Genomic DNA, 24,338 nt, shown 5'->3' with positions numbered 1-24,338 from the left:
ATGGCGATTACCTCTGCAAATCAGCTTGAGCTGCTGCAAACCGCCGAGGCCGTTGCGCGCGAAAAGATGATCGACCCGGGTCTCGTGGTCGAGGCGATGGAAGAATCGCTCGCCCGCGCGGCAAAGAGCCGCTACGGCGCCGAGATGGACATCCGCGTCTCCATCGACCGGAAGACCGGCCGCGCGACCTTTACCCGCGTCCGCACCGTGGTCGACGAGGAAGAGCTGGAGAACTACCAGGCCGAGATGACCGTGGAGCAGGCCAAGCAGTACATGGCCGATCCGCAGATCGGGGACACCTTTGTCGAGGAAGTGCCGCCGGTCGAACTGGGCCGCATCGCCGCGCAGAGCGCCAAGCAGGTGATCCTGCAGAAGGTCCGCGAAGCCGAGCGGGATCGTCAGTACGAGGAATTCAAGGACCGCGTCGGCACGATCATCAACGGTCAGGTCAAGCGCGAGGAATACGGCAACATCATCGTCGACGTGGGGGCCGGTGAGGCGATCCTGCGCCGGAACGAGAAGATCGGCCGCGAAAGCTATCGCCCGAACGACCGGATCCGCTGCTACGTCAAGGATGTGCGCCGCGAACAGCGCGGGCCGCAGATCTTCCTCAGCCGCACCGATCCGCAGTTCATGGCCGAGCTCTTCAAGATGGAAGTGCCGGAAATCTACGACGGCATCATCGAGATCAAGGCCGTGGCCCGTGACCCCGGATCGCGCGCGAAGATCGCCGTGATCTCCTACGATGGCTCGATCGACCCGGTCGGCGCCTGCGTGGGTATGCGCGGCAGCCGTGTGCAGGCGGTCGTGAACGAGCTTCAGGGCGAAAAGATCGACATCATCCCGTGGAACGAGGATCAGCCGACCTTCCTGGTGAACGCGCTGCAGCCGGCCGAAGTGTCGAAAGTGGTTCTGGACGAGGAAGCCGGGAAGATCGAGGTTGTCGTGCCCGAGGAACAGCTGTCGCTGGCCATTGGTCGCCGCGGTCAGAACGTGCGCTTGGCGTCGCAGCTGACCAACCTCGACATCGACATCATGACCGAGGAAGAAGAATCGGCCCGTCGCCAGAAGGAATTCGAAGAGCGCACCCAGCTCTTCATGGATACGCTGGACCTGGACGAATTCTTCGCTCAGCTGCTGGTCTCCGAAGGGTTCACCAACCTCGAAGAGGTGGCCTATGTCGAGATCGACGAACTGCTGGTCATCGACGGGGTGGACGAGGACACGGCGAACGAGCTGCAGGCCCGTGCGCGTGACGTGCTGGAAGCCCAGGCCAAGGCGGCGCTGGATCGTGCCCGTGAACTGGGTGCCGAGGACAGCCTTATTGATTTCGAAGGTCTGACACCCCAAATGGTGCAGGCACTGGCCGAAGATGGTGTGAAAACGCTGGAGGACTTTGCGACCTGTGCTGACTGGGAACTCGCCGGTGGCTGGACCACTGTCGACGGTGAGCGGGTCAAGGATGACGGTCTTCTCGAACCTTTCGACGTCTCGCTGGAAGAGGCGCAGCACATGGTCATGAACGCACGCGTCATGCTGGGCTGGGTCGATCCGGCGGAGCTGGAAGCCGAAGAGGCCTCTGAAGAGGTTGAGGTTCAGGCGGACGCCTGAACCGGAAAGGGCCCGCAATGACGCGAGGCGGCAAAGACAAGGACCGGTCCGACGGTCCCGAACGCAAGTGCATCGTCACTGGCGAGGTTCAGCCCGCGAGCGGTCTGATCCGTTTCGTTGTCGGGCCGGAGGATGTGATCGTCCCGGATGTGCTGGAAAAGCTTCCGGGGCGCGGTATGTGGGTTTCTGCGGACCGCAAGGTGCTGGACGAGGCGTCCAGGAAACACTTTGCAAGGGCCGCGCGCAAAGCGGTAACGGTGCCCGATGATCTGCTGACACAGGTCGAGACGGCGCTGGTCGGGCGGGTGACGAGCCTGCTGGCGATGGCGCGCAAGTCCGGGGATGCGGTTGCGGGATATGAAAAGGTGAAGGACTGGCTCGGCAAGGACTATGCCGATGTTCTGGTCCAGGCCAGTGACGGATCGGAACGCGGGAAGAACAAGCTTTCCACCCCTTACGGGGGCAAATTCATCGGCTGGCTGACGGCGGATGAGCTGGGCTTGGCCTTCGGACGGGAAACTGTCATACACGCCGCCTTAGGAACTGGCGGTCTGAGCAAAAGAGTTGTAGAGGAGGCCGCAAGGCTGAAAGGCCTGCGCGGCTGAAGGTGGCGGGAGGGTCCCGCCCGGAAGGATGAATGAGCCATATGAGCGATAGCGACGGAAAGAAAACCCTTGGTGTACGCGGCGGCGGTCCCCGGTCGGGGAACGTGAAGCAGAGCTTCAGCCACGGCCGTACCAAGAACGTCGTGGTGGAGACCAAGCGCAAGCGCGTGGTGGTGCCGAAACCCGGTGCCGCAGGCAAGGGCGGCGCTGGCGGTGCCACGGGGGGCGACCCCTCCAAGAGGCCCGCGGGGATCACCGATGCGGAAATGGATCGCCGCCTGAAGGCCGTCCAGGCCGCCAAGGCGCGCGAGGCGGAAGAAGCCGCGCAACGCGCTGCCGAGGAAAAGGCGCGCGAAGAAGAGCGTGAGCGCCGCCGCGAGGAAGCCGAACAAAAGGCCCGCGAGGAGCGCGAGCGCGAAGAGGCGCTGAAAGCCAAGGCCGAGGAAGAGGAACGCCAGAAGCGCGAGGCCGAAGAGGCCGCCAAGCGCGCAGCTGCGGCCCCCGCCCCGTCCGAAGAGCCGGCCAACCGTGCCGCCAAGGGCCCGTCCAGCCGCGGTGCCCCGGCCCGCCCCGAACGCACGACCCGCGAAGATGATCGCGGCGGGCGTGGCAAGGGCGCCCGCGACGATGGCCGCCGGTCCGGCAAGCTGACCCTGAACCAGGCGCTGTCGGGTGGCGAAGGTGGCCGCCAGAAATCCCTCGCCGCGATGAAGCGGAAGCAGGAACGCGCGCGCCAGAAAGCCATGGGCGGCCCCGTCCAGCGCGAGAAGGTCGTGCGCGACGTTCAGGTCCCCGAGGCGATTACCGTTGGCGAACTGGCCAACCGGATGGCCGAACGTGTGGCTGACGTCGTGAAGGCGCTGATGCAGAACGGCATGATGGTGACGCAGAACCAGACCATCGACGCCGACACCGCGGAACTGATCATCGAGGAATTCGGCCACCGGATCGTCCGCGTGTCGGATTCGGACGTGGAACAGGTCATCGAGCAGAAGGAAGATGCTGCCGAGGATCTGAAACCGCGCGCGCCGGTCGTGACCATCATGGGTCACGTCGACCACGGCAAGACCTCGCTTCTGGATGCGATCCGGAACGCCAAGGTCGTCGCGGGCGAGGCTGGCGGGATCACCCAGCACATCGGTGCCTACCAGGTGAAGACGGACGGCGGTCAGACGCTGACATTCCTCGATACGCCGGGCCACGCTGCGTTTACCTCCATGCGGTCGCGTGGGGCGCAGGTGACGGATATCGTCGTGCTGGTGGTTGCGGCGGATGACGCCGTGATGCCGCAGACGATCGAGGCGATCAACCACGCCAAGGCGGCCGAAGTGCCGATGATCGTGGCGATCAACAAGGTCGACAAGCCCGAGGCGAACCCGACCAAGGTCCGCACCGATCTGCTTCAGCACGAAGTGATCGTGGAGGAAATGTCGGGTGAGGTTCAGGACGTCGAAGTCTCTGCCCACACCGGTCAGGGTCTGGACGAACTGCTGGAGGCCATCGCGCTGCAGGCGGAACTTCTGGAGCTGAAAGCCAACCCCGACCGTGCCGCACAGGGTGCCGTCATCGAAGCACAGCTGGACGTGGGCCGTGGCCCCGTCGCCACCGTTCTGGTTCAGAACGGCACGCTGCGTCAGGGCGATATCTTTGTCGTGGGCGAGCAGTACGGTAAAGTCCGTGCGCTGGTGAACGACAAGGGCGAGCGCGTGAAAGAGGCCGGGCCGTCGGTGCCGGTCGAGGTGCTGGGTCTGAACGGCACGCCCGAGGCCGGTGACGTCCTCAACGTGACCGAGACCGAGGCGCAGGCCCGCGAGATCGCGGAATACCGTGCCCAGGTCGCCAAGGACAAACGTGCCGCTGCCGGTGCTGCGACGACGCTGGAACAGCTGATGCAGCGCGCGAAAGAGGACGAGAATGTCACCGAACTGCCGATCGTCGTGAAGGCGGACGTGCAGGGTTCGGCCGAAGCCATCGTTCAGGCGATGGAGAAGATCGGCAACGACGAGGTCCGCGTGCGGGTCCTGCACTCCGGTGTGGGCGCGATCACGGAATCGGACATCGGCCTGGCGGAAGCCTCCGGCGCGCCGGTCTTCGGCTTCAACGTCCGGGCCAATGCACCGGCGCGGAACGCGGCCAACCAGAAGGGCCTGGAGATCCGGTATTATTCGGTGATCTACGACCTGGTGGACGATGTGAAGGCGGCGGCCTCCGGCCTGTTGTCGGCCGAGATCCGCGAGAAGTTCATCGGTTATGCGACGATCAAGGAGGTCTTCAAGGTCTCCGGCGTCGGCAAGGTTGCCGGCTGTCTCGTCACCGAGGGCGTGGCCCGCCGGTCCGCCGGTGTGCGCCTGCTGCGCGACGACGTGGTGATCCACGAAGGCACTCTGAAGACGCTCAAGCGGTTCAAGGACGAGGTGGCGGAGGTCATTTCCGGCCAGGAATGCGGTATGGCCTTCGAGAACTACGAAGACATCCGTCCTGACGACGTGATCGAGATCTTCGAACGGGAAGAGGTCGAGCGGACGCTCTGACCTCAACCCAGACACAAAGAAAAACGCGCCTTCATTCGAGGGCGCGTTTTTTCTTTGGCGGGGGGTATTCGGCGCGGGCCTGCGGCAAGCAACAGAAAACGGACGGGACCCGGTGATCCCGTCCGTTATTCAGTGTGAACATCGTTGGTTCGCAGCCTCAGGCGGCTGCGGCACCGGATACCGGATGGCCACGGAAAATCTGATTACCGACGCGTACCTCGATACGGCCGTCAGAGGTTGTCCCGACATATGTGCCTTGCACAGAAACACAGGACCCAACTGTGATCGTTCTCAACATAGTCATATTCTCCCCACAAGAATTGTTTCCATTTTAGAGGAAACCAAGACATCGAGCTACTATAAGTTGTGCACATAGCGCGGGCATTGTGAAGGTTTTCTGAATCTTTTTTGAGCATATGGCAAATTTGCACGCCTCGATTCGCGCTGCATTGCAGAATTCAGCAGCGCAGCGAATCGGCCTGTGAGATTATAGCCAATCCCGCAAAATCGGGATCAGGGGAATGTCCGCCGGGGGCATCGGGTAATCCCTAAGGGCTTGCGGTCGCACCCATTTCAGCACCTGACCCTCTTTCGGTTGCGGCGTGCCCTGCCATTTGCGGCAGGCGAACAGCGGCATCAGCAGGTGAAAATCTTCATAACTGTGCGAGGCAAAGGTCAGCGGGGCGAGGCAGGAATTCCAGGTTTCGATGCCCAGTTCTTCGTGCAGCTCTCGAATCAACGCGTGTTCGGGCGTCTCGCCGGGTTCGACCTTTCCACCGGGAAATTCCCACAGGCCCGCCATGGACTTGCCTTCGGGACGTTGCGCCAGCAGCACACGACCGTCCACGTCGATCAGCGCGACGGCAGAGACGAGAATGACCCGTGTCACGACCGGTAGTCGGCGTTGATCGAGATGTAGCCATGCGTCAGGTCGCAGGTCCAGACGGTCGCGGTGCCCCCGCCAAGGCCCAGATCGACGCGGATGTCGATGGACTCGCCCTTCATATGGGCGGCGCAGGCCTCTTCGCTGTAGCCGGGTGCGCGCCAGCCCTTGTCGGCCACCAGTTCCTCGCCGAACCAGATCGACAGTTGGTCACGATCCGCAGCCGCACCGGATTTACCGACCGCCATGACGATGCGGCCCCAGTTGGCGTCTTCGCCCGCGATGGCGGTCTTGACGAGGGGGGAGTTCGCGATGGACATGGCGTGGGTCCGGGCATCCGCGTCGGATTTCGCGCCGGAGACGTGGATCTGGACGAATTTCGTCGCCCCTTCGCCGTCGCGCACGACCTGATGCGCCAAGTCCAGCATGACGCCGCGCAGGGCGTCGATGAACCCGGTGTTGCGTTCCGTGACCCGCACCCCGGAGGCGCCCGTCGCCGCGCAGAGCAGTGTGTCGGAGGTGGAGGTGTCGCTGTCAACGGTGATGCAGTTGAAGGTCAGATCCGCATTGGCGGAGACCATGGATTGCAGGACCTCGCGGTCGATTGCCGCGTCGGTGAAGATATAGACCAGCATGGTCGCCATATCAGGCGCGATCATGCCGGAGCCCTTGGCGATCCCGGCGATCTTCACCGTCTGCCCGTCGATCTGCACCTCGGCCGAGGCGCCCTTGGGGTAGGTGTCGGTGGTCATGATCGCCTTGGCCGCATCCGCGATCGTGTCGGGGGAGAGTCCGGAGGCCAGCTCCCCCATCTTGGCGGTGATACGGTCGGAGGGCAGCGGTTCGCCAATCACCCCGGTGGAGGAGGTGAAGACGCGGTTTTCCTCGATCCCGAGAGCCTGGGCGGCTGCGGTGGTGACATTGCGCGTCGCCGCGACCCCGTTGCGCCCGGTGAAGGCGTTCGCATTGCCGGAGTTGACGACGATGGCCGCCGCGCCGGTGTCCTCGCCGCCGATCTTCTGCTGGCAGTCCAGCACCGGTGCCGACCGGGTGGCCGACCGGGTGAACACCCCCGCGACCGCTGTTCCCTCGGCCAGACGAACCAACAGGACATCGGTTCGCCCGGCATATTTCACGCCGGCGGCGGCCGTCGCGAACTCTACGCCCTTGATGACAGGCAGGTCGGGAAAGGCCGCAGGGGCCAGCGGAGACAGAGGGGGGGTGCCACCCATGGGATCACTCCAGCAGGTCGATGTTGTTCAGCAGCGCCGGGTCGATGCCTTCGGAGGCGCTGGTATCGACATTCGCCTTTTCGACGAGCGCGTCAATATGTGCCTTCACAACGTCCTGTTCGACCTGGCGGCGCAGTTCATCGCGGACGGCGTCCAGGGCGGGGGCTTCTTTGATCCGGGTTTCTTCCAGCTTGATGACATGCCAGCCGAACTGGGTCTGAACCGGGGCAGAGATCGCGCCGGGCTCCAGCGTCATGACGGCCTGTTCGAATTCGGGCACCATCATGCCTTCGCTGAACCAGCCCAGTTCGCCGCCGTTCGGGCCGGAGGGGCCGGTGGATTTTTCCTGCGCCGTGGCGGCGAAATCCGCCCCGCCTTCCAGGTCGGTCACGATGGCCTTCGCCTCATCCTCGGTTTCGACAAGGATATGCGCGGCCTTGTATTCGGTTTCCTCTTCGGCGTTGGCGTAGGTGTCCTTGTAGGCCTGTTCGATGGCCTCTTCGGTCACGGCGGTTTCCAGAACCTTGCCGACTTCCTCCGCCGCGGTGAGCGAGCGTTTCTCGTTCTCCAGAGCCATCTTGACCCGGTTCGGCGTCTCACCCTCGTAGGCATCGGCCAGGGCGGTCTGTTGCACCAGCTGGTCCAGGATGCCCTGGAACAGGACGTTCGCGGGAACCTGCGCGTATTGCTGCGGCAGCGCCTGGCGGATCAGGATCATGTGGCCAAGGGTGATTTCCGTGCCGTCAACCGTCGCGACCACGGTGTCTGCGGTCGGGGTGTCATCGGCCAGGATCGGGGTTGCGGTACCGAGGGCGATGGCAAAAGCGGCCATGGCGGTGAATCGTTGCGTCATGTCTGGACCTTTGTTGGGCTGCGTCGGGACGCAGCGTTGACAGGGTAGGAGTGCCCCCTTACATCGCACTATGGCTTTGCGGGGCCCCCGCTTCGCGCCTGTTCTATGGGTTGCAATTCGGGGGTACAAGCACACCCGCCAACACATCGACGTCAATAGCGGAACGGATTGCATCATGCTGGGAATGGGGACACTCGCCAAAAAGGTGTTCGGCACGCCGAACGACCGGAAAATCAAGGCGACGCGGCCCGTCATCCAGAAGATCAACGATCTGGAGCCGGAATTCGAGAAGCTGACCGATGAGCAGCTGAAGGAAAAGACCGAGGAGCTGGCGACCCGGGCGATGAAGGGCGAAAGCCTGGATGACCTGCTGCCCGAAGCCTTCGCCAACTGCCGCGAGGCCGCGAAGCGCGCGCTCGGCCTGCGGGCCTTCGATGTGCAGCTGATGGGCGGGGTCTTCCTGCATCAGGGCAATATCTCGGAGATGAAGACGGGCGAGGGCAAGACGCTGGTCGCCACCTTCCCGGCCTATCTGAACGCGCTGACCGGCAAGGGCGTGCATATCGTCACGGTGAACGATTACCTCGCCAAGCGGGACGCCGAATGGATGTCGAACGTCTTTGGCGCGCTTGGCCTGACCACCGGCGTTGTCTATCCGCAGCAGCCCGAGGCCGAGAAGAAGGCGGCCTACGCCTGCGACGTGACCTATGCGACGAACAACGAGCTGGGTTTCGACTATCTGCGCGACAACATGAAATCCGAGCTGTCGGACATGTACCAGCGCAAGCACAATTTCGCGATCGTGGACGAGGTCGACAGCATCCTGATCGACGAGGCGCGGACGCCGCTGATCATCTCCGGTCCCGCGCAGGACCGCTCGGACCTCTACGTCGCCATCGACCGGATTATTCCGGACCTCACCGAAGAGCATTACACCAAGGACGAAAAGCAGCGTCAGGTGACCTTCACCGACGCCGGCAACGAATACCTTGAAGAACAGCTGCACCTGCGCGACCTGCTGCCCGACGGCCAGTCGCTGTATGATCCGGAGTCCACCACTGTCGTCCACCATGTGAACCAGGCGCTGCGGGCGCATGTGCTGTTCCAGAAGGACAAGGATTACATCGTCCGCGACGGCGAGGTCGTGCTGATCGACGAATTCACCGGCCGGATGATGGCCGGGCGTCGACTGTCCGAAGGGCTGCACCAGGCCATCGAGGCGAAAGAGGGCGTGAAGATCCAGCCGGAGAACGTGACCCTCGCCCAGGTGACCTTCCAGAACTACTTCCGCCTCTACGACAAGCTGGGCGGGATGACCGGCACGGCGACGACCGAGGCCGAGGAATTCATGGAAATCTACAAGCTGGGCGTGGTCGAGGTGCCGACCAACAAGCCGATTGCCCGTCAGGACGATGACGATGCCGTCTATCGGACCGTGCAGGAGAAATACGCCGCCATCGTGGAGGTGATCCGCGAGGCGCATGAAAAGGGCCAGCCGACGCTGGTCGGTACGACCTCCATCGAGAAGTCGGAGATCCTGTCCGATCTGCTGACCAAGGCGGGGCTTAAGCACAACGTTCTGAACGCGCGCCAGCATGAGCAGGAGGCGCAGATCGTCGCCGATGCGGGCAAGCTGGGCGCGATCACCATCGCGACGAACATGGCGGGCCGCGGGACGGACATCAAACTGGGCGGCAATGTCGAATTCAAGATCATGGAGGCCATCGCCGCCGATCCCGAAGCCGACCCCGAGGCGATCCGCGAGAAGATCGAAAAGGATCACGCCGCGGATGAGCAGGCCGTCAAGGAGGCCGGGGGCCTGTTCGTTCTGGCTACCGAACGCCACGAATCCCGCCGCATCGACAATCAGTTGCGCGGTCGGTCGGGCCGTCAGGGTGACCCGGGGCGGTCGGCCTTCTTCCTGTCGCTGGAAGACGACCTGATGCGCATCTTCGGGTCCGAGCGGCTGGACAAGGTTCTGTCGTCGCTCGGCATGAAGGAAGGCGAGGCGATCATTCACCCATGGGTGAACAAGTCGCTGGAACGCGCCCAGGCCAAGGTCGAGGGGCGCAACTTCGACATGCGCAAGCAGGTGCTGAAGTTCGACGATGTGATGAACGACCAGCGGAAACTGATCTTCAAGCAGCGCATGGAGATCATGGAGGCGCAGGACCTGTCGGAGATCGTCGCCGATATGCGCGGTCAGGTCATCGACGAGATCGTCGAACGCTACATCCCGCCGAAAACCTACGCCGATCAATGGGATGGCGAGGGGCTTTATGCTGCGGTGATCGAACATCTGAACATCGACGTGCCGATCATCGACTGGGTTGCCGAAGAAGGCGTCGATGACGAGGTGATCGCGGAGCGGCTGGAAGAGAAATCCGAAGAGTACATGGCCGAGAAGGCCGAGGCCTTCGGGCCGGAGGCGATGCGTTCGATCGAGAAGCAGGTGCTGCTGCAGACGATCGACAGCAAATGGCGCGAACATCTGCTGACGCTGGAACACCTTCGCTCTGTCGTCGGGTTCCGTGGTTATGCGCAGCGCGATCCGCTGAACGAATACAAGACCGAAGCCTTCCAGCTTTTCCAATCGATGCTGGACAGCCTGCGTGAGGAGGTCACCCAGACCCTGTCGCGCATCCGTCCGATGACCGAGGAAGAGCAGCGGCGGCAGTTGGAACTGTTGCAGCAGCAGGCCAATATCGCGCCGCCTGCCGCTACCCCGGCCCCCGCGGCCGAGCCCGCCCCTGCGGCTGGCCCCGAGGCTGGTACGGCGAAAGAGGGCTTTGACGAGAACGACCCGTCGACCTGGGGCAATCCCGGGCGCAACACGCCCTGTCCCTGCGGATCGGGCAAGAAGTTCAAACATTGCCACGGGGCCTATGTCTGACAAGGTTTCGGCAAAGGTCGGGTGAAAATCCGGCCTTTGCCACAAGAATGCCCCTTTCTCCGATCATAATTCGTTAACGAATTGGTCGGAGAGACTCATGATCAAAGTCAGCACACTTGCGATTGCGGGTGGGTCGGTGCTCATGGCTGTGGGCGCCGGCATCTACATGCAGATGAGCGGTAGCGGGTCCGAGACGGCCCAGATCGCCGCCCTGGGTCCCGTGCCCGGCGCGGTTGGCGACTCCATGACGCAGGAGGCAGTGGACCCCGGCCAGACCCCGCTAGATCTGGACCGGATCACGCTGACTTCCCTCGACCTGCCGCCGGTCGCGGCCCCGGCCTGGGTTGGCGAAGACCTGTCTTTCCTCGCGAGATCCGATTTGGACAATCCGGCTGCCCCGCCGGATCCGATGGCCCCGATGCTGGCTTCGATCGAGGAGGACGCCCTGATGATCGGCCCCGCTCCGGCCCCCGCGCCGGAGACGGATCAGGTGCTGGTGGTCGACAGCTGTACCGTCGATCTGACCGGTGAAAATCGCGCCGCCGCGATGGTCGCGTTGCGCCTGGTGGCGCCCTGTCAGCCTGACGCCCGGGTCACGTTCCGGCATGAGGGGATGATCTTCAGCGCCCTGACCGATGCGGAGGGCAAGGTCGAGGTGACCGTGCCCGCCCTGTCGATGATGGCGAGCTTTCTGGCCATGCTCGAGGATGGCAATGGCGCCGCGGTGGAGCTGGAGGTGGACACCCTCGGGTTCTACGACCGCTCTGTCGTGCAGTGGCAGGGCAACGCGGGGATCGAGCTTCACGCCTTTGAATACGGTGCCGCCTGGGAAGAGGACGGCCATGTCTGGTCCGGTGCCCCGCGTGACGCGGTCATCGCGGCGCGTGGCGAGGGCGGGTTCCTGACCCGGCTGGGCGATGCGACGCTTGAGGACGGGCACGTCGCGGAGGTCTATACCTTCCCCACGGGCACGGCGAAGACGGCTGGCGACATTTCGCTGAGTGTCGAGATAGAGGTGACGGACCTCAATTGCGGCCAGGCGCTGAAGGCCGATGTGATCGAAGTCACGGATGCCTTGCCGGGCAAACCTGCGGAGCTGACGCTGACCGTTCCGGGTTGTGACGCCGTTGGCGACTTTATCCAGTTGAAAAACCTCGTTCAGGACCTGAAGATCGCCGCCAGATAATTGGCGATTTCGAGGTCGGCATGGCGATTTTGCGTGCGGCGTTCTGCGCCGCACTCCTCTTTCTGACGGCAGCAGCGGCGGCGGCACAGGACGTCACCCTGTCGTCGCGGGATGGCAGCGTGGTCATCCGTGGCATGCTGCTGAGTTTCGACGGCGAATACTACCGGGTCGACACCGAGTATGGCGAGCTGACCGTGGATGGCTCCGGCGTCACCTGCGAGGGGCCCGCCTGCCCGAACCTCCAGGCCTATGTGGCCGAACTGGTCATCTCCGGTGCGGCAACGACCGGCGAGGTTCTGTTGCCCGCGCTGATCGAAGCCTTCGGGATGCGCCATGGCTATGCGGTGTCGCGCCAGCCGGTCACGCCGGGCGAGATCGTCTTTGTCCTGACCGAACGGGCGGGTCAGCAGGTGGCGGGGCGGTTCACCATCCGGTCGACCAATACGGACGAGGGCTTTGCCGATCTTCTGGCGAACGAGGCCGATATCGTCATGGCTCTGCGCGAGATCCGGCCGGGAGAGCTGCGCCGCGCCATCGAGGCGGGCATGGGTAACCTGCGGGCGGCGGGGCGGAACCGCGTTCTGGCACTGGATGCGCTGGTGCCTGTCGTGGCGCCGGGTAATCCTCTGGACGAACTGACGGTGCCGCAGCTGTCTGCCGTCTATGCCGGGGCGATCGACAACTGGCAGGCCCTTGGCGGGCCGGATGCGCCGATCGTGCCGCATCTGCTGACCCCCGGTGCGGGGCTGGGTCAGGCGGTGGAGGACCGGCTGCTGGTCCCGGTCGGGGCGGATCTGGCCGAGGGGGCGGTGCGGCATGAAACCGACCGTGCGCTGGTGCAGGCGGTGCTGGAGGACCCCTTTGCCATCGGGCTGACCACGGCGTCGGAAATCGGGATCACGAAACAGGTGGCGCTGAGCGGGGATTGCGGCTTTGCCCTGGGCGCCACACGGCGCAATGCCAAGACCGAGGATTACCCGCTGACCGCGCCTGTGTTCCTCTATATGCCCGCGCGGCGCATGCCCAAGCTGGTGCGGGAGTTTCTGGCCTATACGCGCACGCCGGGGGCGCAGATGGTTATCCGGCGCGCGGGTTTTGTCGATCAGCTGCCCGAAGAGGTGCCGATCGACGATCAGGGCGCGCGTTTTGCCAATGCCATAGCCCGCGCCGGGACGGAGGTGAGCCTGGGTGATCTGCAGCATATGGTGTCGGTCCTCACACCCTACCGGCGGCTGACGACCTCCTTCCGGTTCGAGGCAGGGTCGAGCCTGCTGGACGCGCAGTCGCGGTCGAATGTCGAACAGCTGGCGGCGGCCTTCGAGAGCGGGCTGTACGACGGGCGTGAGGTGATGTTCGTCGGGTTTTCCGACGGGGACGGCGCGGCGCGGGTCAACACGCAGATCGCGATGAAGCGGGCCAAGGCGGTGGAACGGGCGGTGATTGCGGCGGCCCGGGCGGCGGACATGGACCGGATCGCCCTGCGGGTGGAGGCCTTTGGCGAGGCGATGCCGATGGCCTGTGACGACAGCGCCTGGGGCCGTCAGGTGAACCGGCGGGTCGAGGTCTGGCTGCGCTAGCGGTCAGAGGGTCATCCGACCGGACAGATCGCGGGCGGTGGCGGTGACCAACTCGGCGCAGCGAGTGACCTTTTCAGGTGTCATCCGCGCGGCGAGCCCGGAGATGGAGAGGGCCGCCAGCGCCTCCCCGTCCGGATTCATGATAACGGCGGCGACACAGCGCAGGCCGATCACGTATTCCTCGTCGTCCAGGGCATAGCCCTGATCCCGGATTCGGGCGATTTCGGCATGAATCGTCTCTCTTTTCGTCAGGCTGTGCGCGGTCGCGGCGGTCAGCCCGTAGAGATCGATCAGGTGGTCGATCTGGTCGTCGCGCCAGGTGGCGACGATGGCCTTGCCCATACCGGAACAGAACACCGGCGTACGCCCGCCGGGCGAAGAGATGGCGCGCATGATCTCGCGGCTTTCGGCCTGGGCGATGGTGATGACATGGCCGTCCTCGATCACCCCCATGTTGGCCGTCTCGCGGGAGGCATCGCGCAGGCGGCGCAGCTGCGGAATGGCCGGAATGCGCAGGCTGCGCGCGGTGCCCCATGCGGCCCCGACGACATGGGCGCGGCGGCCGATGTGCCACCGGCCGGTGGTCGCGTCCGACAGGGCAAAGCCGCGCTGTTCCAGCGCGGTAAGCAGCCGGTGCGTGGTCGAAGGCGCCAGCGCGGCGGCGCGGGCCAGATCGGACAGGCGGCTGCCCTCGGGATCGGCTGCGATCAACTCCAGCAGGGTAAGAGCACGGTCTACGGATTGGACGGCGGTGGACATGGGCGACTCCTGTTCTTTCCACGATACGGAAAAGTTTCGATGGGGTCACGCCAGAGCGGGCTCTGTGGCGTAGTCTGGTGCCAAGAAAAGGAGTCGTGACATGACGCAATACGTCGACCGTGCCGGCCTTCAGGTGGCCGAAGTTCTTGCCGATCTGGTGGAAAACAAGGTTCTGCCGGGGCTGGATATCACCCCGGACGCCTTCTGGACCGGCTATGCAAGGATGCTGGCCGATCTGGTGCCGGAGAACCTGCGCCTGCTGAACAAGCGGGAGGACCTGCAGACGCAGATCGACAGCTGGCTGGAGGCGCGCAAGGGCCAGGATTGGGACGCCGACGCCTATCGCGCCTTTCTGGAGGAAATCGGCTATCTCGTGCCCGAGGGGCCGGATTTCAAGATCGGCACCGAAAATGTCGATCCCGAGATTGCCAGCGTGGCCGGGCCGCAGCTGGTCGTGCCGGTGATGAACGCGCGCTTTGCGCTGAACGCGGCGAATGCGCGTTGGGGGTCGCTCTATGATGCGCTTTACGGCACCGACGCGCTGCCCGGCGCGCCGGAGGGCAAGGGGTACGATCCCAAGCGCGGCGCGCAGGCGGTGGCCTGGGCGGCGGATTTCCTGGACGGGGCCGTGCCGCTGTCTGGTGCGTCGCACAAGGATGTGACGGCCTATCTGCGCGACGGCGGCAAGCTGCTGGCGATGGTCGGTGAGACCGCGCATGACCTTGCCGATCCCGCTGCCTTCGTCGGCTCGGTCGAGGAGGGCGATACGGCCTCCTTCATGCTGCGGCACAACGGGCTTCATATCGAACTGGTGATTGATCCGTCGCATCAGGTCGGGGCGGCCTCGCCCTCCGGTTTGCGCGATGTCGTGCTGGAATCGGCTCTGACTGCGATTCAGGACTGCGAGGATTCCGTCGCCGCCGTGGATGCGGCCGACAAGACGGAGGTCTATGCCAACTGGCTGGGCCTGATGACCGGTGATCTGTCGGAGACCTTCGAGAAGGGTGGCCAGCAGATGACCCGGCGGCTCAACCCCGACAAGGTGCTGACCGGGCCGGACGGGTCAGAGGTGACCCTGCCGGGCCGCGCGCTGCTGCTGGTGCGGAACGTGGGCCATCTGATGACCACCGATGCGGTGCTGTTCGACGGCGAGGAGACGCCGGAGGGAATGCTGGACGCGCTGGTCACCGTGGCCGCCGCCATGCATGATCTGAAAAAGACCGAAGGGCCGCGCAACTCCCGCGCCGGGTCGGTCTATGTGGTGAAGCCCAAGATGCACGGGCCGGAGGAAGTGGCCTTTGCCGACCGGCTTTTCTCCGATGTCGAAGAGGTGCTGGGCCTGCCGCAGAACACCGTCAAGCTGGGCGTCATGGACGAAGAGCGCCGCACCTCCGCCAACCTGCGCGAATGCATGCGGGCGGTGAAGGACCGGCTGGTCTTCATCAACACGGGCTTCCTCGACCGGACGGGGGATGAGATCCACACTTCCATGCGGCTTGGTCCCTTTGTGCCCAAGGGCGAGATGGCGGGCTCCGTCTGGCTCTCGGCCTATGAGAACGGGAACGTGGATGCGGGCTTGGCGCTTGGCCTGCGCGGCCGGGGGCAGATCGGCAAGGGCATGTGGGCCAAGCCCGACATGATGGCGGAGATGCTGGAGGCCAAGACCAACCATCCGATGGCCGGGGCGAATACCGCCTGGGTGCCTTCCCCGACCGCCGCCACGCTGCACGCCACGCATTACCATCAGATCAGTGTCGCGGACCGGCAGGATGAGCTGACCGGACGCGCGCGGGCCGCGCTGGACGATCTGCTGACGCCGCCGGTTCTGGGCGGGCGCAACCTGACCGAGGAGGAGGTGCGCCGCGATCTGGACAACAACTGCCAGGGCATCCTGGGCTATGTGGTGCGTTGGGTTGATCAGGGTGTCGGCTGTTCCAAGGTGCCGGACATCAACGACGTCGGCCTGATGGAGGATCGCGCGACGCTGCGGATTTCCTCGCAATACCTGGCGAACTGGCTGGCGCATGGTCTGATCACCGAGGAGGAGGTCGACGCGGCGCTGATGCGGATGGCGGCCAAGGTCGATGCGCAGAATGCGGGCGACCCGGCCTATATCTCGCTGGTCGACAATCCCGAGGGGCCGGCCTTTCAGGCGGCGCGGGATCTGATCTACAAGGGCGCAAAGCAACCTTCGGGCTATACAGAGCCGCTTTTGCATGCCTGGCGCCGCCGGGCCAAGGAGAACCAAGCATGATTACAGTGACGAGACTGGACCTGACCGACGCGCGTCTGATGATCGCCGCGGCGAAGGAGAAGGCGGCGGAGATCGGCGTGCCGATGTGCATCGCCATCACCGATGACGCGGGCAACCTGATCGCCTTCGAACGGATGGACGGGGGCAAGGTCACCTCGACCACCATCGCCATCGACAAAAGCTACACGGCCTCCGGAGCCAAGAAGGCGACGCATGAATATGGCGCGGCGAGCCAGCCGGGCAGCCCGGCCTACGGGATCTCCTCTGCCATCGGGGGCCGGTTGATGGTGGTCGGTGGCGGCCTGCCGGTCATGGTCGACGGGGCCTGTGTCGGGGGGATCGGTGTGTCTTCGGGCACGCCCGCGCAGGACATGGAGGTCGCGCAGGCGGGGCTGGATGCCTTGATGGCGACGCTCTGAATGCTGGCGCTGGATCATATCGTGGTGGCTGCGCCCTCCCTTGCGGAGGGGGTGGCCCATGTGCGGGATGCGACGGGGATCGACATGCCCAAGGGCGGTGAACACCCCCTGATGGGCACGCACAACCATCTGCTGCGCCTCGGCACGGATGAGTTTCTGGAGGTGATTGCCGTAAACCCCGGGGCGCCCTCGCCCTCCCGCCCGCGCTGGTTCGGGCTGGACCATCCGGTCCAGGCACCACGCCTGTCCCATTGGGTGCTGCGGTGCGACGATATGGCGGCGATGCGGCCCCAGATGCCAGAGCTGCTGGGCCCCGCGATCGAGGTGACGCGCGGCGACCTCAGCTGGCATCTGACGGTGCCGGAGGACGGCAGCCTGCCGATGGCGGGGGTGATGCCCAGCCTGCTGGAATGGCATGTCAGCCCGCTGCCGCCGACCCGGATGCAGGGGGCGGGGGTGGAGCTGCGCGCCCTCACCCTGTGCCATCCGGAGGTGCATCGGATCGAGGCGGCGCTGGCCCCGCATCTGCGGGATGATCGTATCCGATACGAGAGCGGTCCCGTGGCGCTTGTTGCCGAATTGTCGGCAGGGGGTCGCAACTTCACGTTGCGCTGAGGCTGAACCCTAGACAGTGACGCGAAAGCGATTCATCTTTCCGCCAGGGAAGAGGGATGAGCATGTCACAATCACGGGAATACGCAGGGCATCTACGCTTTGCCACCGAGGTGCTGTCGCGTGATGAGGCGCGCGGCACGATGCCGGTGCAGGAGGGGGTGATGAACCCCTTCGGAACAGTCCATGCCGGGGCGCTGATCTGGTTTGCGGATGTGGTGGCCACACGGCTGGCCTTGCAGGGGGCGGATGTGCAGAGCGGCGGGTCCGGCTTTCCCTTGGCGATCAGTATCACCGCGCAGCTCTTGTCCAACGTCACCTCCGGCACGCTGACAGCGCGGGCGCGCTATGTGAAGCGGGGCCGGACGATGCAGGTGGTGCGGACAGAGGTGACATCGCAGGACGGCAAGGTCCTGCTGGACCTCACGTCGAGCCATATCACCTCGCGTTAGGGCATTTTAGCGGCAGTTCCCGGGGTTTTCACCCGGGAAGAGACGACACCGGCTTGCGGAACCGGCGCAAAGCGGGCAGCAGATGCGGGCGTCGTCCTGCGGCGCGTTTCCTAACCCCTGATATCTGGCACCCCCATGAACACCTATTGCCTGACCGTAGCCTGCCCGACCTCCCGCGGGATTGTCGCGGCGATTGCGACCTTCCTCTCCGACAGGGGGTGCAATATCGTCGACAGCTCGCAGTTCGACGACCTGGAGACCGGGCAGTTCTTCATGCGGGTCAGCTTCCTGTCGGAGACGGGGGAGAGCCTGGAGGCGCTGGACGAGGGGTTCGCCAAGGTCGCCGAGGCGTTCGAGATGACCTTCGGCTTCCATGACGAGGCGGTGAAGATGAAGGTCGTTGTGATGGTCAGCCGTTTCGGCCATTGCCTGAACGATCTGCTCTACCGCTGGCGGATCGGGGCGCTGCCGATTGATATCGTCGCCGTCATCTCCAACCACATGGATTATCAGAAGGTGGTGGTGAACCACGATATCCCCTTCCACTGTATCCGCGTCACGCCGCAGAACAAGCCGCAGGCCGAGGCGCAGATCATGCAGGTGGTGGAGGATGCGGGCGCAGAGCTGATCGTGCTGGCGCGCTACATGCAGATCCTTAGCGACGAGATGTGCCAGAAGATGTCGGGCCGGATCATCAACATCCACCACTCCTTCCTGCCGTCCTTCAAGGGGGCGAACCCCTACAAACAGGCGTTCGAGCGTGGGGTGAAGCTGATCGGGGCGACCTCGCACTACGTGACGGCCGACCTCGACGAGGGGCCGATCATCGAACAGGACACGGTGCGCGTGACCCATGCGCAATCACCGGAGGATTATGTCTCGCTCGGCCGCGATGTGGAGGCCTCGGTTCTGGCGCGGGCGATCCATGCCCATGCGCATCGGCGGGTGTTCCTCAACGGCAACAAGACCGTCGTCTTCCACGCCTCGCCCGGGGCCTATGCGTCCGAGCGGATGGGCTGAACGCCGCATCGGCCCCGGACGATACCCGGGGCCGACTACGATCTGCGCGTTCTGACCGCCTCAGACCCGGGCGAGGACGATGTGGGACGCGTGCGGAAAGGCCATGCCGGCGCCATCGAAACATTCGTCCAGGGTTTCGACAAAGACGTCCACCGCCCGGTCGATCCGGTCGATCTGCAGGCCGGACATGATGCCTTCGGTCCCGATCGCCTGTGCCGCGAAGACGCGGGCGTCGGGGTGGCGCAGGAACAGGGTGAAGGGTTCTATTTCGATCTCCCGGAACCCGGCGGCGCGGAAGCAGCCGTACAGCTCTCCGGCGTCATGCATCGAACAGGTCTCGCGCACGGCATCCCCCGCTTCGGGGCCGCCGAGCGTATCCAGCGCCTTGGCCTGTGCGTTCAGCATCGGGTTCGCCTCTATCTCGCGCTGGACACAGACCAGAACGGTTCCGCCGGGGGCGAGTACACGCCGGACTTCTTTCAGGGCGGCGACACGATCCGGGAAGTACTGCAGTGCCTGCTGGCAGTAGATCCGGTCAAAGCTGTCGTCTTCGAAGGGCAGCTGTCCGGCATCGGCCTTCACCCATTCGATCCCCGGCGTCGTATCTGCCGAGGCATGGCGGGCGACGCTCAGCATCGCCTCACTGTGGTCCAGCGCCGCAAGGCGGGCCGGGCGATAGTTGCCGCGGGCCAGCTGGCGGGCCACCGCGCCGGTCCCGCAGGCCAGATCCAGGAGCCTGTCACCGACCCGGGGCGGTGCCTGGGCGATGAGGGCTTCGGCCCAGGGTTCGAAGATCACGGGGACCAGTACCGACTGGTATCGGTCCGCGAAACTCATCGGCATATCGTGTAAAGTCGGCATCTGTCATACTCCGCTCGCTGTTGATGCAGTCTTTGTTATTTGCTCTGACGTGCCCCCGGATCGCGCCAGTGACCAAGGATAGCTCCCGATGAATGGCCGGAATGTGGCAGGAATTGGCATCGGCAAATTGATGCCGTTCAGATACGTCTTTCGGGATTCAGAGGCGGATTTCAGCCGACAGGCACCTATTCCGAACGACAAACGGAAAAAGGGCCCGGCAACCGCCGGGCCCAGTGAAATCGAGGGGTAATCTTGGGTTCTGGTTGACCCGCCCTTGATCAGGCGGTTTCCGTGGCTTCAAGCGCGGTGGCCTCGACCGTGTCACCTTTGGTGATCTCGATCCGGCGCGGCTTGAGCGCCTCTGGAACCTCGCGCACGAGGTCGATGTTCAGCATCCCGTCCGCATGGGTCGCGCCGGTGACCTTCACATGATCGGCCAAGTGGAACCGGCGTTCGAAGGCGCGGGTTGCAATGCCGCGGTGCAGATAGGTGCGGTTTTCCTCTTCGGCCTTGCGGGCCGAAACGATCAGGGCGTGGTCCTTCACTTCGATCGCCAGGTCGTCATCGGAAAATCCGGCGACGGCGATGGTGATGCGATAGGCGTCCTGATCCAGTTTTTCGATGTTGTAGGGCGGGTAGGTCGGCGTGGCGCCGTCCGTGGTGAGGACCCGGTCCATCATGTCGGCCAGCTGGTCGAAGCCGACGGTTGCACGGTAGAGCGGGGCGAGATCAAAGTTACGCATGGTCATCCTCTTTGAGCGATAACGTTGGTGGTGCGCCTTCCCATCATGGGACAGGCAGTTGATATCAGGACCCGTCCTGGCGTCCTGACATCCCCGATCTGGGAAGCTTGGGGGGAATTTTCAAGAGGCGGGGATCAGCCCCCGGGGCGGACGAACTTTGCGCCGATATCGGACCGTGTTGTCCCCTGGGTGAGGACCGGGCGCTTGACCGTGACCCTGTTGGTGCGCGGCGCGGTCGGCAGGTCGTGACCGCCACCGTTTTCCAGCACTGCGATCAGGTCCTCGATCTGCGACAGATCGGTGCCGAGGGACACGCGCTGGCCATCGACCTCCGCCTTGGCGGAGACAACGGAGACGATGCGGGGAATGCCGCCCTGCATCGAAAAGACCGGCGCCCCGGAGGAACCGAAATCGACGTCGCAGGACATGATCAGCACGCCATCCTGTTTTGTGATCACGCCGCAGAGCTCCTGCAGGCTGGGCGCTTCGGCGCGGTCATGCGCGTAGGAGACCACGGCTAGCGGATCGCCCCCGCGCGGTTTGTCCGAGGTGGCGAAGGGGACGACGTTGGACATGCGTACAGGTCGGTAAAGCTCCAGCAGGGCGATGTCGTTGCGCACGCGGTCGGGCGTCACTGGGGCGCGGAAATCGTAGCTGTCGGGGATCACGGCGCGGCGGATATCGCGATAGGCGGAGGCCCGGCCATTGCGCCAACCCGCGAGGAACTCGATCCGGTTGGTGTCGAACCGGACGCCCTTTTGCTTGTCGAACAGGCAATGCGCGGCGGTCAGGACCAGGGTTTCGCTGATCAGCGCCCCCGTACAGAAGCCGCGCCCATCCAGATCGAGGCGACCGACGGCCTCCCACCCCTTGGTGTCATCCCCGGTGTCGAGGCGGCGCAGATCGGTTTCCTGCGCCAGCGCCGCGCGGGTGAGGGACAAGAGGAGAGTGAGGACCAGGGCGAGCCCCGGAATAACGCGATACAACATACCATCTACCCTGGATGTGATTTGCCACATGCTAGGGGTCGGTTGGGGCGAAAGTAGGGCGCGTCACGGGTTTTGCAGGGACGGTGGCTTCGGCCCCCCGGTGGCCCAGTCCAGCAGTTCGACGGTATGGACCACGGGCACCCCGGTGCCCGATCCGATCTGCATCATGCAGCCGATGTTGCCCGCGGCGATGACGTCGGGTTTCACGGCCTCCAGCGTCCGCACCTTGCGGTCCTTCAGCTTGCCGGAGATTTCGGGCTGCATCAGGTTGTAGGTCCCGGCGGAGCCGCAGCAGAGGTGGGGATCGGCGGGGGTGGCGACCTCGAACCCCGCGGCCTTGAGCAGATCCTTAGGCGTTTCGCGGATCTTCTGCCCGTGCTGCAGGGAGCAGGCGGAGTGGTAGCCGATACGCAGGGGTTCCGGCGCCTGGGCGGGCAGGTCGAGCTCGGCCAGCACCTCGGTGATGTCTTTGGCGATCTTCGATACGCGGGCGGCGTCTTCGGCCAGCGGGTCGGTGCGGAACATATGGCCGTAGTCCTTCACCGTCGTGCCGCAGCCGGAGGTGTTGATGACAATGGCATCCAGCCCCTCGCCGTCCATTTCGCGCGTCCAGGCGCGGATGTTGCGGGCGGCGGAGGTGTGGGCCAAGTCCTCCTTCCCCATGTGGTGGGTGAGGGAGCCGCAGCAGCCCTCTCCCTCGGGGATCACCACCTCGACCCCGTGGCGGGTCAGCAGCCGAATGGTCGCGTCGTTGATATCGGTGTTCAGCGCCTTTTGCGCACAGCCGGTCATCAGGGCGACGCGTTTGATCCGGGGTCCGCTGGCCGCGTGGGTCTGTGGATCGTCGTTGCGCGAGGGCGTGGGCAGGCGGCGCGGGGCCATGCCGATCATGGCGCGCAGACGGGGGTCGGGCATCAGCCGCGCGAAGGGGCGGGCGAGGCCGGCGGCAAACAGCGCGAGGCGAAAGCGCGTGGGATAGGGAATGATCCGGGCCAGGATCCAGCGCAGGGCCCGGTCATCCCATCTGCGTTTGTAGTGCTGGTCGATATAGGCGCGGGCATGATCGACAAGATGCATGTAATGCACACCGGAGGGGCAGGTCGTCATGCAGGCGAGGCACGACAGGCAGCGGTCGATATGCTGGACGGTCTTTTCGTCCGGCACGCGCTCGTTCTCCAGCATGTCCTTGATCAGATAGATGCGGCCACGGGGGCTGTCCAATTCGTCGCCCAGGACCTGATAGGTCGGGCAGGTGGCGGTGCAGAAGCCGCAATGCACACAGGCGCGCAGGATTTCATTGGCCCGGGCGGTGCCGGGGTCCTTCAACTGGTCCGGGGTGAATTCGGTACGCATCAGGTCAAGCCCATTGCTATCAGAAAGCCGATGACCGGCGCGGTGGTGGTGGCCGCGCCGAAAAGGGCGGGGGCGGGGGCCAGATCGGGCATCCGGCGGTCCATCATCTGGGTCAGCAGCGCCGCCAGGCCGATCCAGCCGACCCAGAGCATGCCGAGGGCCGTGTAGGTGCGCACGGAATGTTCCGCTGCATCGGTCGGCAGAAGGCGCAGCATGCCGATGCCCGCAATCGCCAGCAGGATGACACCCGGACCAAGCAGCGACAGGCCGGACCGGTCCGGGGCCCGGCGGATCAGCCCGGCGTAGAGGCCGAGGCCGATCAGCACCACGAGAACAAGTGAGAGGATCAGGATCATGCGGTAGGCCCCATAAGCCCGGGGTTGAGAATGCTCCGGGGGTCGAATTTCTGGCGCAGGCCCCGGGCGATCCGCTCCAGCGGTGCGCTTTGGGGCTGGAAGGTCGGGATCGTGGCGCGGATGGCGGGATTTGCCCGGATCAGGGTCGCATGGCCGCCGATTGTGGCGACCTCCTGCCGGATCAGGGCAGCCCCGGCATCACCGGTCTCCGGCGTCAGCAGCCAGAGCAGCCCGCCGCTCCAGTCCGCGATCGTGGTCAGATCCTGCCCGGCCTGACGCAGCCGGTCGCAAAGGTCCGCAGCCCCGGTCGGGCGGGTGGAGATGCGCCAGACCGCACCATCGCGCCCGGCAAAGGGGGTGACATCGCGCAGCTCGCGCCACAGTGCGGCGCTCTCCGGCCCCTCGGCGATCTCATCCGCGCCCAGCAGATCGGCCAGCTTGCCCGCCCTATATTTGACGCTGCCTGCCATCCCCTCGATCCGGATGCGCCGTTCGGAGGTCTTGCCGGTGGCATCGTCGGACAGCCAGGCTGCGCCGCTGACGTCAAAGGGGGTTGCCATGGCGCGGGTCAGGTCGGCGATGGCGTCCCCCTGGGTCTGGCCGCGCAGGATCAGGGTCGCCTCGGCCTCCGGTATGGCCTGAAGCTTGAGGCTGACCTCGGTCAGGACGCCAAGAGTGCCGCAGGCCCCGGACATCAGCTTCACTAGGTCATAGCCGGTCACGTTTTTCATCACGCGGCCGCCGTTCTTGACGACCTCGCCGCTGCCCGAGACGAAGCGGACGCCGAGCATGTGATCGCGCGCCGCGCCGACCTGAATGCGTCTGGGGCCGGAGATATTGGCGGCGGAAACTCCGCCGATTGTGGGCACTCCGTCCGTGCCGAGAAGGGGCCGGTGATCCATCGGTTCAAAGGCCAGCCGCTGGTCCTTTTCCGCAAGAATAGTCTCTATTTCCTCCACCGGCGTCCCGGCCCCGGCGACCAGCGTCAGCGCACCGGGTTCATAGAGGTGCACGCCGCTCAGCCCGGAGGTTTCCACCCTCTCGCCTTCTACGGCCAGCCCCCGTGTTCCCCCGCCCCGGATCGACAGCGGGCCCCCGGCGTCGCGGATCAGCTGGCTCAGTTCGGCCTCTGTCTTCGGCTGCACCATG

The 24,338-nt window shown here is 64.8% G+C and carries 21 protein-coding genes; 11 read left to right on the top strand and 10 right to left on the bottom strand.

All coding sequences use genetic code 11. From position 1 onward, the window contains the following. From nusA to infB, 3 genes are read left to right on the top strand one after another with little or no spacing between them, the layout of a single operon-like run. On the top strand, positions 1 to 1,611 hold the full coding sequence (gene nusA, locus ACFC2Y_RS06310; protein ID WP_375174099.1) for a transcription termination factor NusA: 1,611 nt from the start codon (positions 1 to 3) through the stop codon (positions 1,609 to 1,611). A 17-nt stretch (positions 1,612 to 1,628) separates the two neighbouring features. Next, positions 1,629 to 2,216 carry an RNA-binding protein gene (locus ACFC2Y_RS06305; protein ID WP_375174100.1) on the top strand — a complete coding sequence of 196 codons (588 nt, stop codon included), beginning with the start codon at positions 1,629 to 1,631 and terminating at the stop codon, positions 2,214 to 2,216. 41 nt (positions 2,217 to 2,257) lie between these two features. Beyond that, a complete protein-coding gene (gene infB / locus ACFC2Y_RS06300; protein WP_375174421.1) occupies positions 2,258 to 4,747 on the top strand; it encodes a translation initiation factor IF-2 in 2,490 nt (829 codons plus the stop codon). Between the two features lie 487 nt (positions 4,748 to 5,234). Here infB and mutT read toward each other — a convergent pair whose 3' ends face one another. From mutT to ACFC2Y_RS06285, 3 genes are read right to left on the bottom strand one after another with little or no spacing between them, the layout of a single operon-like run. Further along, positions 5,235 to 5,636 carry an 8-oxo-dGTP diphosphatase MutT gene (mutT, locus tag ACFC2Y_RS06295; protein ID WP_375174101.1) on the bottom strand — a complete coding sequence of 134 codons (402 nt, stop codon included), beginning with the start codon at positions 5,634 to 5,636 and terminating at the stop codon, positions 5,235 to 5,237. Next, positions 5,633 to 6,862: a bifunctional glutamate N-acetyltransferase/amino-acid acetyltransferase ArgJ gene (argJ, locus tag ACFC2Y_RS06290; protein ID WP_375174102.1), complete on the bottom strand. Its 1,230-nt coding sequence runs from the start codon at positions 6,860 to 6,862 to the stop codon at positions 5,633 to 5,635. The genes mutT and argJ overlap by 4 nt, the downstream gene beginning before the upstream one ends. Before the next feature lie 4 nt (positions 6,863 to 6,866). Continuing rightward, entirely contained in the window at positions 6,867 to 7,715 is an 849-nt protein-coding gene (locus tag ACFC2Y_RS06285) for a peptidylprolyl isomerase (RefSeq protein WP_375174103.1), read from the bottom strand. Between the two features lie 175 nt (positions 7,716 to 7,890). Between ACFC2Y_RS06285 and secA the strand changes: the two genes are divergently transcribed. From secA to ACFC2Y_RS06270, 3 genes are all read left to right on the top strand, one after another. Continuing rightward, positions 7,891 to 10,608 (top strand): preprotein translocase subunit SecA, encoded by a 2,718-nt coding sequence (secA, locus tag ACFC2Y_RS06280; RefSeq protein WP_375174104.1) that lies wholly within the window; start codon positions 7,891 to 7,893, stop codon positions 10,606 to 10,608. Between the two features lie 97 nt (positions 10,609 to 10,705). Further along, a complete protein-coding gene (locus tag ACFC2Y_RS06275; protein ID WP_375174105.1) occupies positions 10,706 to 11,794 on the top strand; it encodes a hypothetical protein in 1,089 nt (362 codons plus the stop codon). 20 nt (positions 11,795 to 11,814) lie between these two features. After that, complete coding sequence (locus tag ACFC2Y_RS06270; protein WP_375174106.1) at positions 11,815 to 13,371, top strand: substrate-binding domain-containing protein; 1,557 nt, start codon at positions 11,815 to 11,817, stop codon at positions 13,369 to 13,371. Between the two features lie 3 nt (positions 13,372 to 13,374). Here ACFC2Y_RS06270 and ACFC2Y_RS06265 read toward each other — a convergent pair whose 3' ends face one another. Further along, a complete protein-coding gene (locus ACFC2Y_RS06265) occupies positions 13,375 to 14,130 on the bottom strand; it encodes an IclR family transcriptional regulator (protein WP_375174107.1) in 756 nt (251 codons plus the stop codon). A 100-nt stretch (positions 14,131 to 14,230) separates the two neighbouring features. On the opposite strand from ACFC2Y_RS06265, the gene ACFC2Y_RS06260 reads away from it, so the two are divergent. The 5 genes from ACFC2Y_RS06260 (at position 14,231) to purU (ending at position 18,887) form a co-directional block, all read left to right on the top strand. Beyond that, a complete protein-coding gene (locus ACFC2Y_RS06260; RefSeq protein ID WP_375174108.1) occupies positions 14,231 to 16,384 on the top strand; it encodes a malate synthase G in 2,154 nt (717 codons plus the stop codon). After that, positions 16,381 to 16,803 carry a heme-binding protein gene (locus tag ACFC2Y_RS06255; RefSeq protein WP_375174109.1) on the top strand — a complete coding sequence of 141 codons (423 nt, stop codon included), beginning with the start codon at positions 16,381 to 16,383 and terminating at the stop codon, positions 16,801 to 16,803. The genes ACFC2Y_RS06260 and ACFC2Y_RS06255 overlap by 4 nt, the downstream gene beginning before the upstream one ends. Then, positions 16,804 to 17,418 (top strand): VOC family protein, encoded by a 615-nt coding sequence (locus ACFC2Y_RS06250; RefSeq protein WP_375174110.1) that lies wholly within the window; start codon positions 16,804 to 16,806, stop codon positions 17,416 to 17,418. It begins immediately after the preceding gene. A 62-nt stretch (positions 17,419 to 17,480) separates the two neighbouring features. Then, on the top strand, positions 17,481 to 17,867 hold the full coding sequence (locus ACFC2Y_RS06245) for a PaaI family thioesterase (protein ID WP_375174111.1): 387 nt from the start codon (positions 17,481 to 17,483) through the stop codon (positions 17,865 to 17,867). Between the two features lie 135 nt (positions 17,868 to 18,002). Next, positions 18,003 to 18,887, top strand: coding sequence for a formyltetrahydrofolate deformylase (purU, locus tag ACFC2Y_RS06240; RefSeq protein WP_375174112.1), 885 nt, complete (start codon positions 18,003 to 18,005; stop codon positions 18,885 to 18,887). Positions 18,888 to 18,947: 60 nt separating this feature from the next. On the opposite strand, the gene ACFC2Y_RS06235 is transcribed toward purU, so the two are convergent. The 6 genes from ACFC2Y_RS06235 to ACFC2Y_RS06210 form a co-directional block, all read right to left on the bottom strand. Then, positions 18,948 to 19,748, bottom strand: a complete 801-nt coding sequence (locus tag ACFC2Y_RS06235) for a class I SAM-dependent methyltransferase (RefSeq protein WP_375174113.1) — start codon at positions 19,746 to 19,748, stop codon at positions 18,948 to 18,950. A 278-nt stretch (positions 19,749 to 20,026) separates the two neighbouring features. Then, positions 20,027 to 20,491, bottom strand: a complete 465-nt coding sequence (locus ACFC2Y_RS06230) for an Hsp20 family protein (protein ID WP_375174114.1) — start codon at positions 20,489 to 20,491, stop codon at positions 20,027 to 20,029. A 134-nt stretch (positions 20,492 to 20,625) separates the two neighbouring features. After that, positions 20,626 to 21,480, bottom strand: coding sequence for a trypsin-like serine peptidase (locus tag ACFC2Y_RS06225; RefSeq protein ID WP_375174115.1), 855 nt, complete (start codon positions 21,478 to 21,480; stop codon positions 20,626 to 20,628). Between the two features lie 63 nt (positions 21,481 to 21,543). After that, entirely contained in the window at positions 21,544 to 22,833 is a 1,290-nt protein-coding gene (glcF, locus tag ACFC2Y_RS06220; protein ID WP_375174116.1) for a glycolate oxidase subunit GlcF, read from the bottom strand. Continuing rightward, positions 22,833 to 23,189: a hypothetical protein gene (locus ACFC2Y_RS06215; protein WP_375174117.1), complete on the bottom strand. Its 357-nt coding sequence runs from the start codon at positions 23,187 to 23,189 to the stop codon at positions 22,833 to 22,835. The genes glcF and ACFC2Y_RS06215 overlap by 1 nt, the downstream gene beginning before the upstream one ends. Further along, the gene (locus tag ACFC2Y_RS06210) at positions 23,186 to 24,337 is read right to left on the bottom strand and encodes an FAD-binding protein (protein WP_375174118.1); all 1,152 of its coding nucleotides are present in this window, start codon (positions 24,335 to 24,337) and stop codon (positions 23,186 to 23,188) included. Before ACFC2Y_RS06210 ends, ACFC2Y_RS06215 begins: the two co-directional genes overlap by 4 nt. Position 24,338: the final 1 nt, after the last annotated feature.

This window comes from Pseudooceanicola sp., from assembly GCF_041987405.1.
In the GTDB taxonomy this organism is placed as follows: domain Bacteria; phylum Pseudomonadota; class Alphaproteobacteria; order Rhodobacterales; family Rhodobacteraceae; genus Pseudooceanicola.
The sequence above is the reverse complement of the archived record's forward strand: the minus strand, read 5'-3'. Positions and strand labels throughout refer to the sequence as shown.

What these genes read in the sequence shown, in the direction of transcription:
- nusA (WP_375174099.1), top strand. Translation starts at nt 1, where the DNA reads ATGGCGATTACCTCTGCAAATCAGCTTGAGCTGCTGCAAACCGCCGAG.
- ACFC2Y_RS06305 (WP_375174100.1), top strand. Translation starts at nt 1,629, where the DNA reads ATGACGCGAGGCGGCAAAGACAAGGACCGGTCCGACGGTCCCGAACGC.
- infB (WP_375174421.1), top strand. Translation starts at nt 2,258, where the DNA reads ATGAGCGATAGCGACGGAAAGAAAACCCTTGGTGTACGCGGCGGCGGT.
- argJ (WP_375174102.1), bottom strand. Translation starts at nt 6,862, where the DNA reads ATGGGTGGCACCCCCCCTCTGTCTCCGCTGGCCCCTGCGGCCTTTCCC.
- ACFC2Y_RS06285 (WP_375174103.1), bottom strand. Translation starts at nt 7,715, where the DNA reads ATGACGCAACGATTCACCGCCATGGCCGCTTTTGCCATCGCCCTCGGT.
- secA (WP_375174104.1), top strand. Translation starts at nt 7,891, where the DNA reads ATGCTGGGAATGGGGACACTCGCCAAAAAGGTGTTCGGCACGCCGAAC.
- ACFC2Y_RS06275 (WP_375174105.1), top strand. Translation starts at nt 10,706, where the DNA reads ATGATCAAAGTCAGCACACTTGCGATTGCGGGTGGGTCGGTGCTCATG.
- ACFC2Y_RS06270 (WP_375174106.1), top strand. Translation starts at nt 11,815, where the DNA reads ATGGCGATTTTGCGTGCGGCGTTCTGCGCCGCACTCCTCTTTCTGACG.
- ACFC2Y_RS06265 (WP_375174107.1), bottom strand. Translation starts at nt 14,130, where the DNA reads ATGTCCACCGCCGTCCAATCCGTAGACCGTGCTCTTACCCTGCTGGAG.
- ACFC2Y_RS06260 (WP_375174108.1), top strand. Translation starts at nt 14,231, where the DNA reads ATGACGCAATACGTCGACCGTGCCGGCCTTCAGGTGGCCGAAGTTCTT.
- ACFC2Y_RS06255 (WP_375174109.1), top strand. Translation starts at nt 16,381, where the DNA reads ATGATTACAGTGACGAGACTGGACCTGACCGACGCGCGTCTGATGATC.
- ACFC2Y_RS06250 (WP_375174110.1), top strand. Translation starts at nt 16,804, where the DNA reads ATGCTGGCGCTGGATCATATCGTGGTGGCTGCGCCCTCCCTTGCGGAG.
- ACFC2Y_RS06245 (WP_375174111.1), top strand. Translation starts at nt 17,481, where the DNA reads ATGTCACAATCACGGGAATACGCAGGGCATCTACGCTTTGCCACCGAG.
- purU (WP_375174112.1), top strand. Translation starts at nt 18,003, where the DNA reads ATGAACACCTATTGCCTGACCGTAGCCTGCCCGACCTCCCGCGGGATT.
- ACFC2Y_RS06235 (WP_375174113.1), bottom strand. Translation starts at nt 19,748, where the DNA reads ATGCCGACTTTACACGATATGCCGATGAGTTTCGCGGACCGATACCAG.
- ACFC2Y_RS06230 (WP_375174114.1), bottom strand. Translation starts at nt 20,491, where the DNA reads ATGCGTAACTTTGATCTCGCCCCGCTCTACCGTGCAACCGTCGGCTTC.
- ACFC2Y_RS06225 (WP_375174115.1), bottom strand. Translation starts at nt 21,480, where the DNA reads ATGTTGTATCGCGTTATTCCGGGGCTCGCCCTGGTCCTCACTCTCCTC.
- glcF (WP_375174116.1), bottom strand. Translation starts at nt 22,833, where the DNA reads ATGCGTACCGAATTCACCCCGGACCAGTTGAAGGACCCCGGCACCGCC.
- ACFC2Y_RS06215 (WP_375174117.1), bottom strand. Translation starts at nt 23,189, where the DNA reads ATGATCCTGATCCTCTCACTTGTTCTCGTGGTGCTGATCGGCCTCGGC.
- ACFC2Y_RS06210 (WP_375174118.1), bottom strand. Translation starts at nt 24,337, where the DNA reads ATGGTGCAGCCGAAGACAGAGGCCGAACTGAGCCAGCTGATCCGCGAC.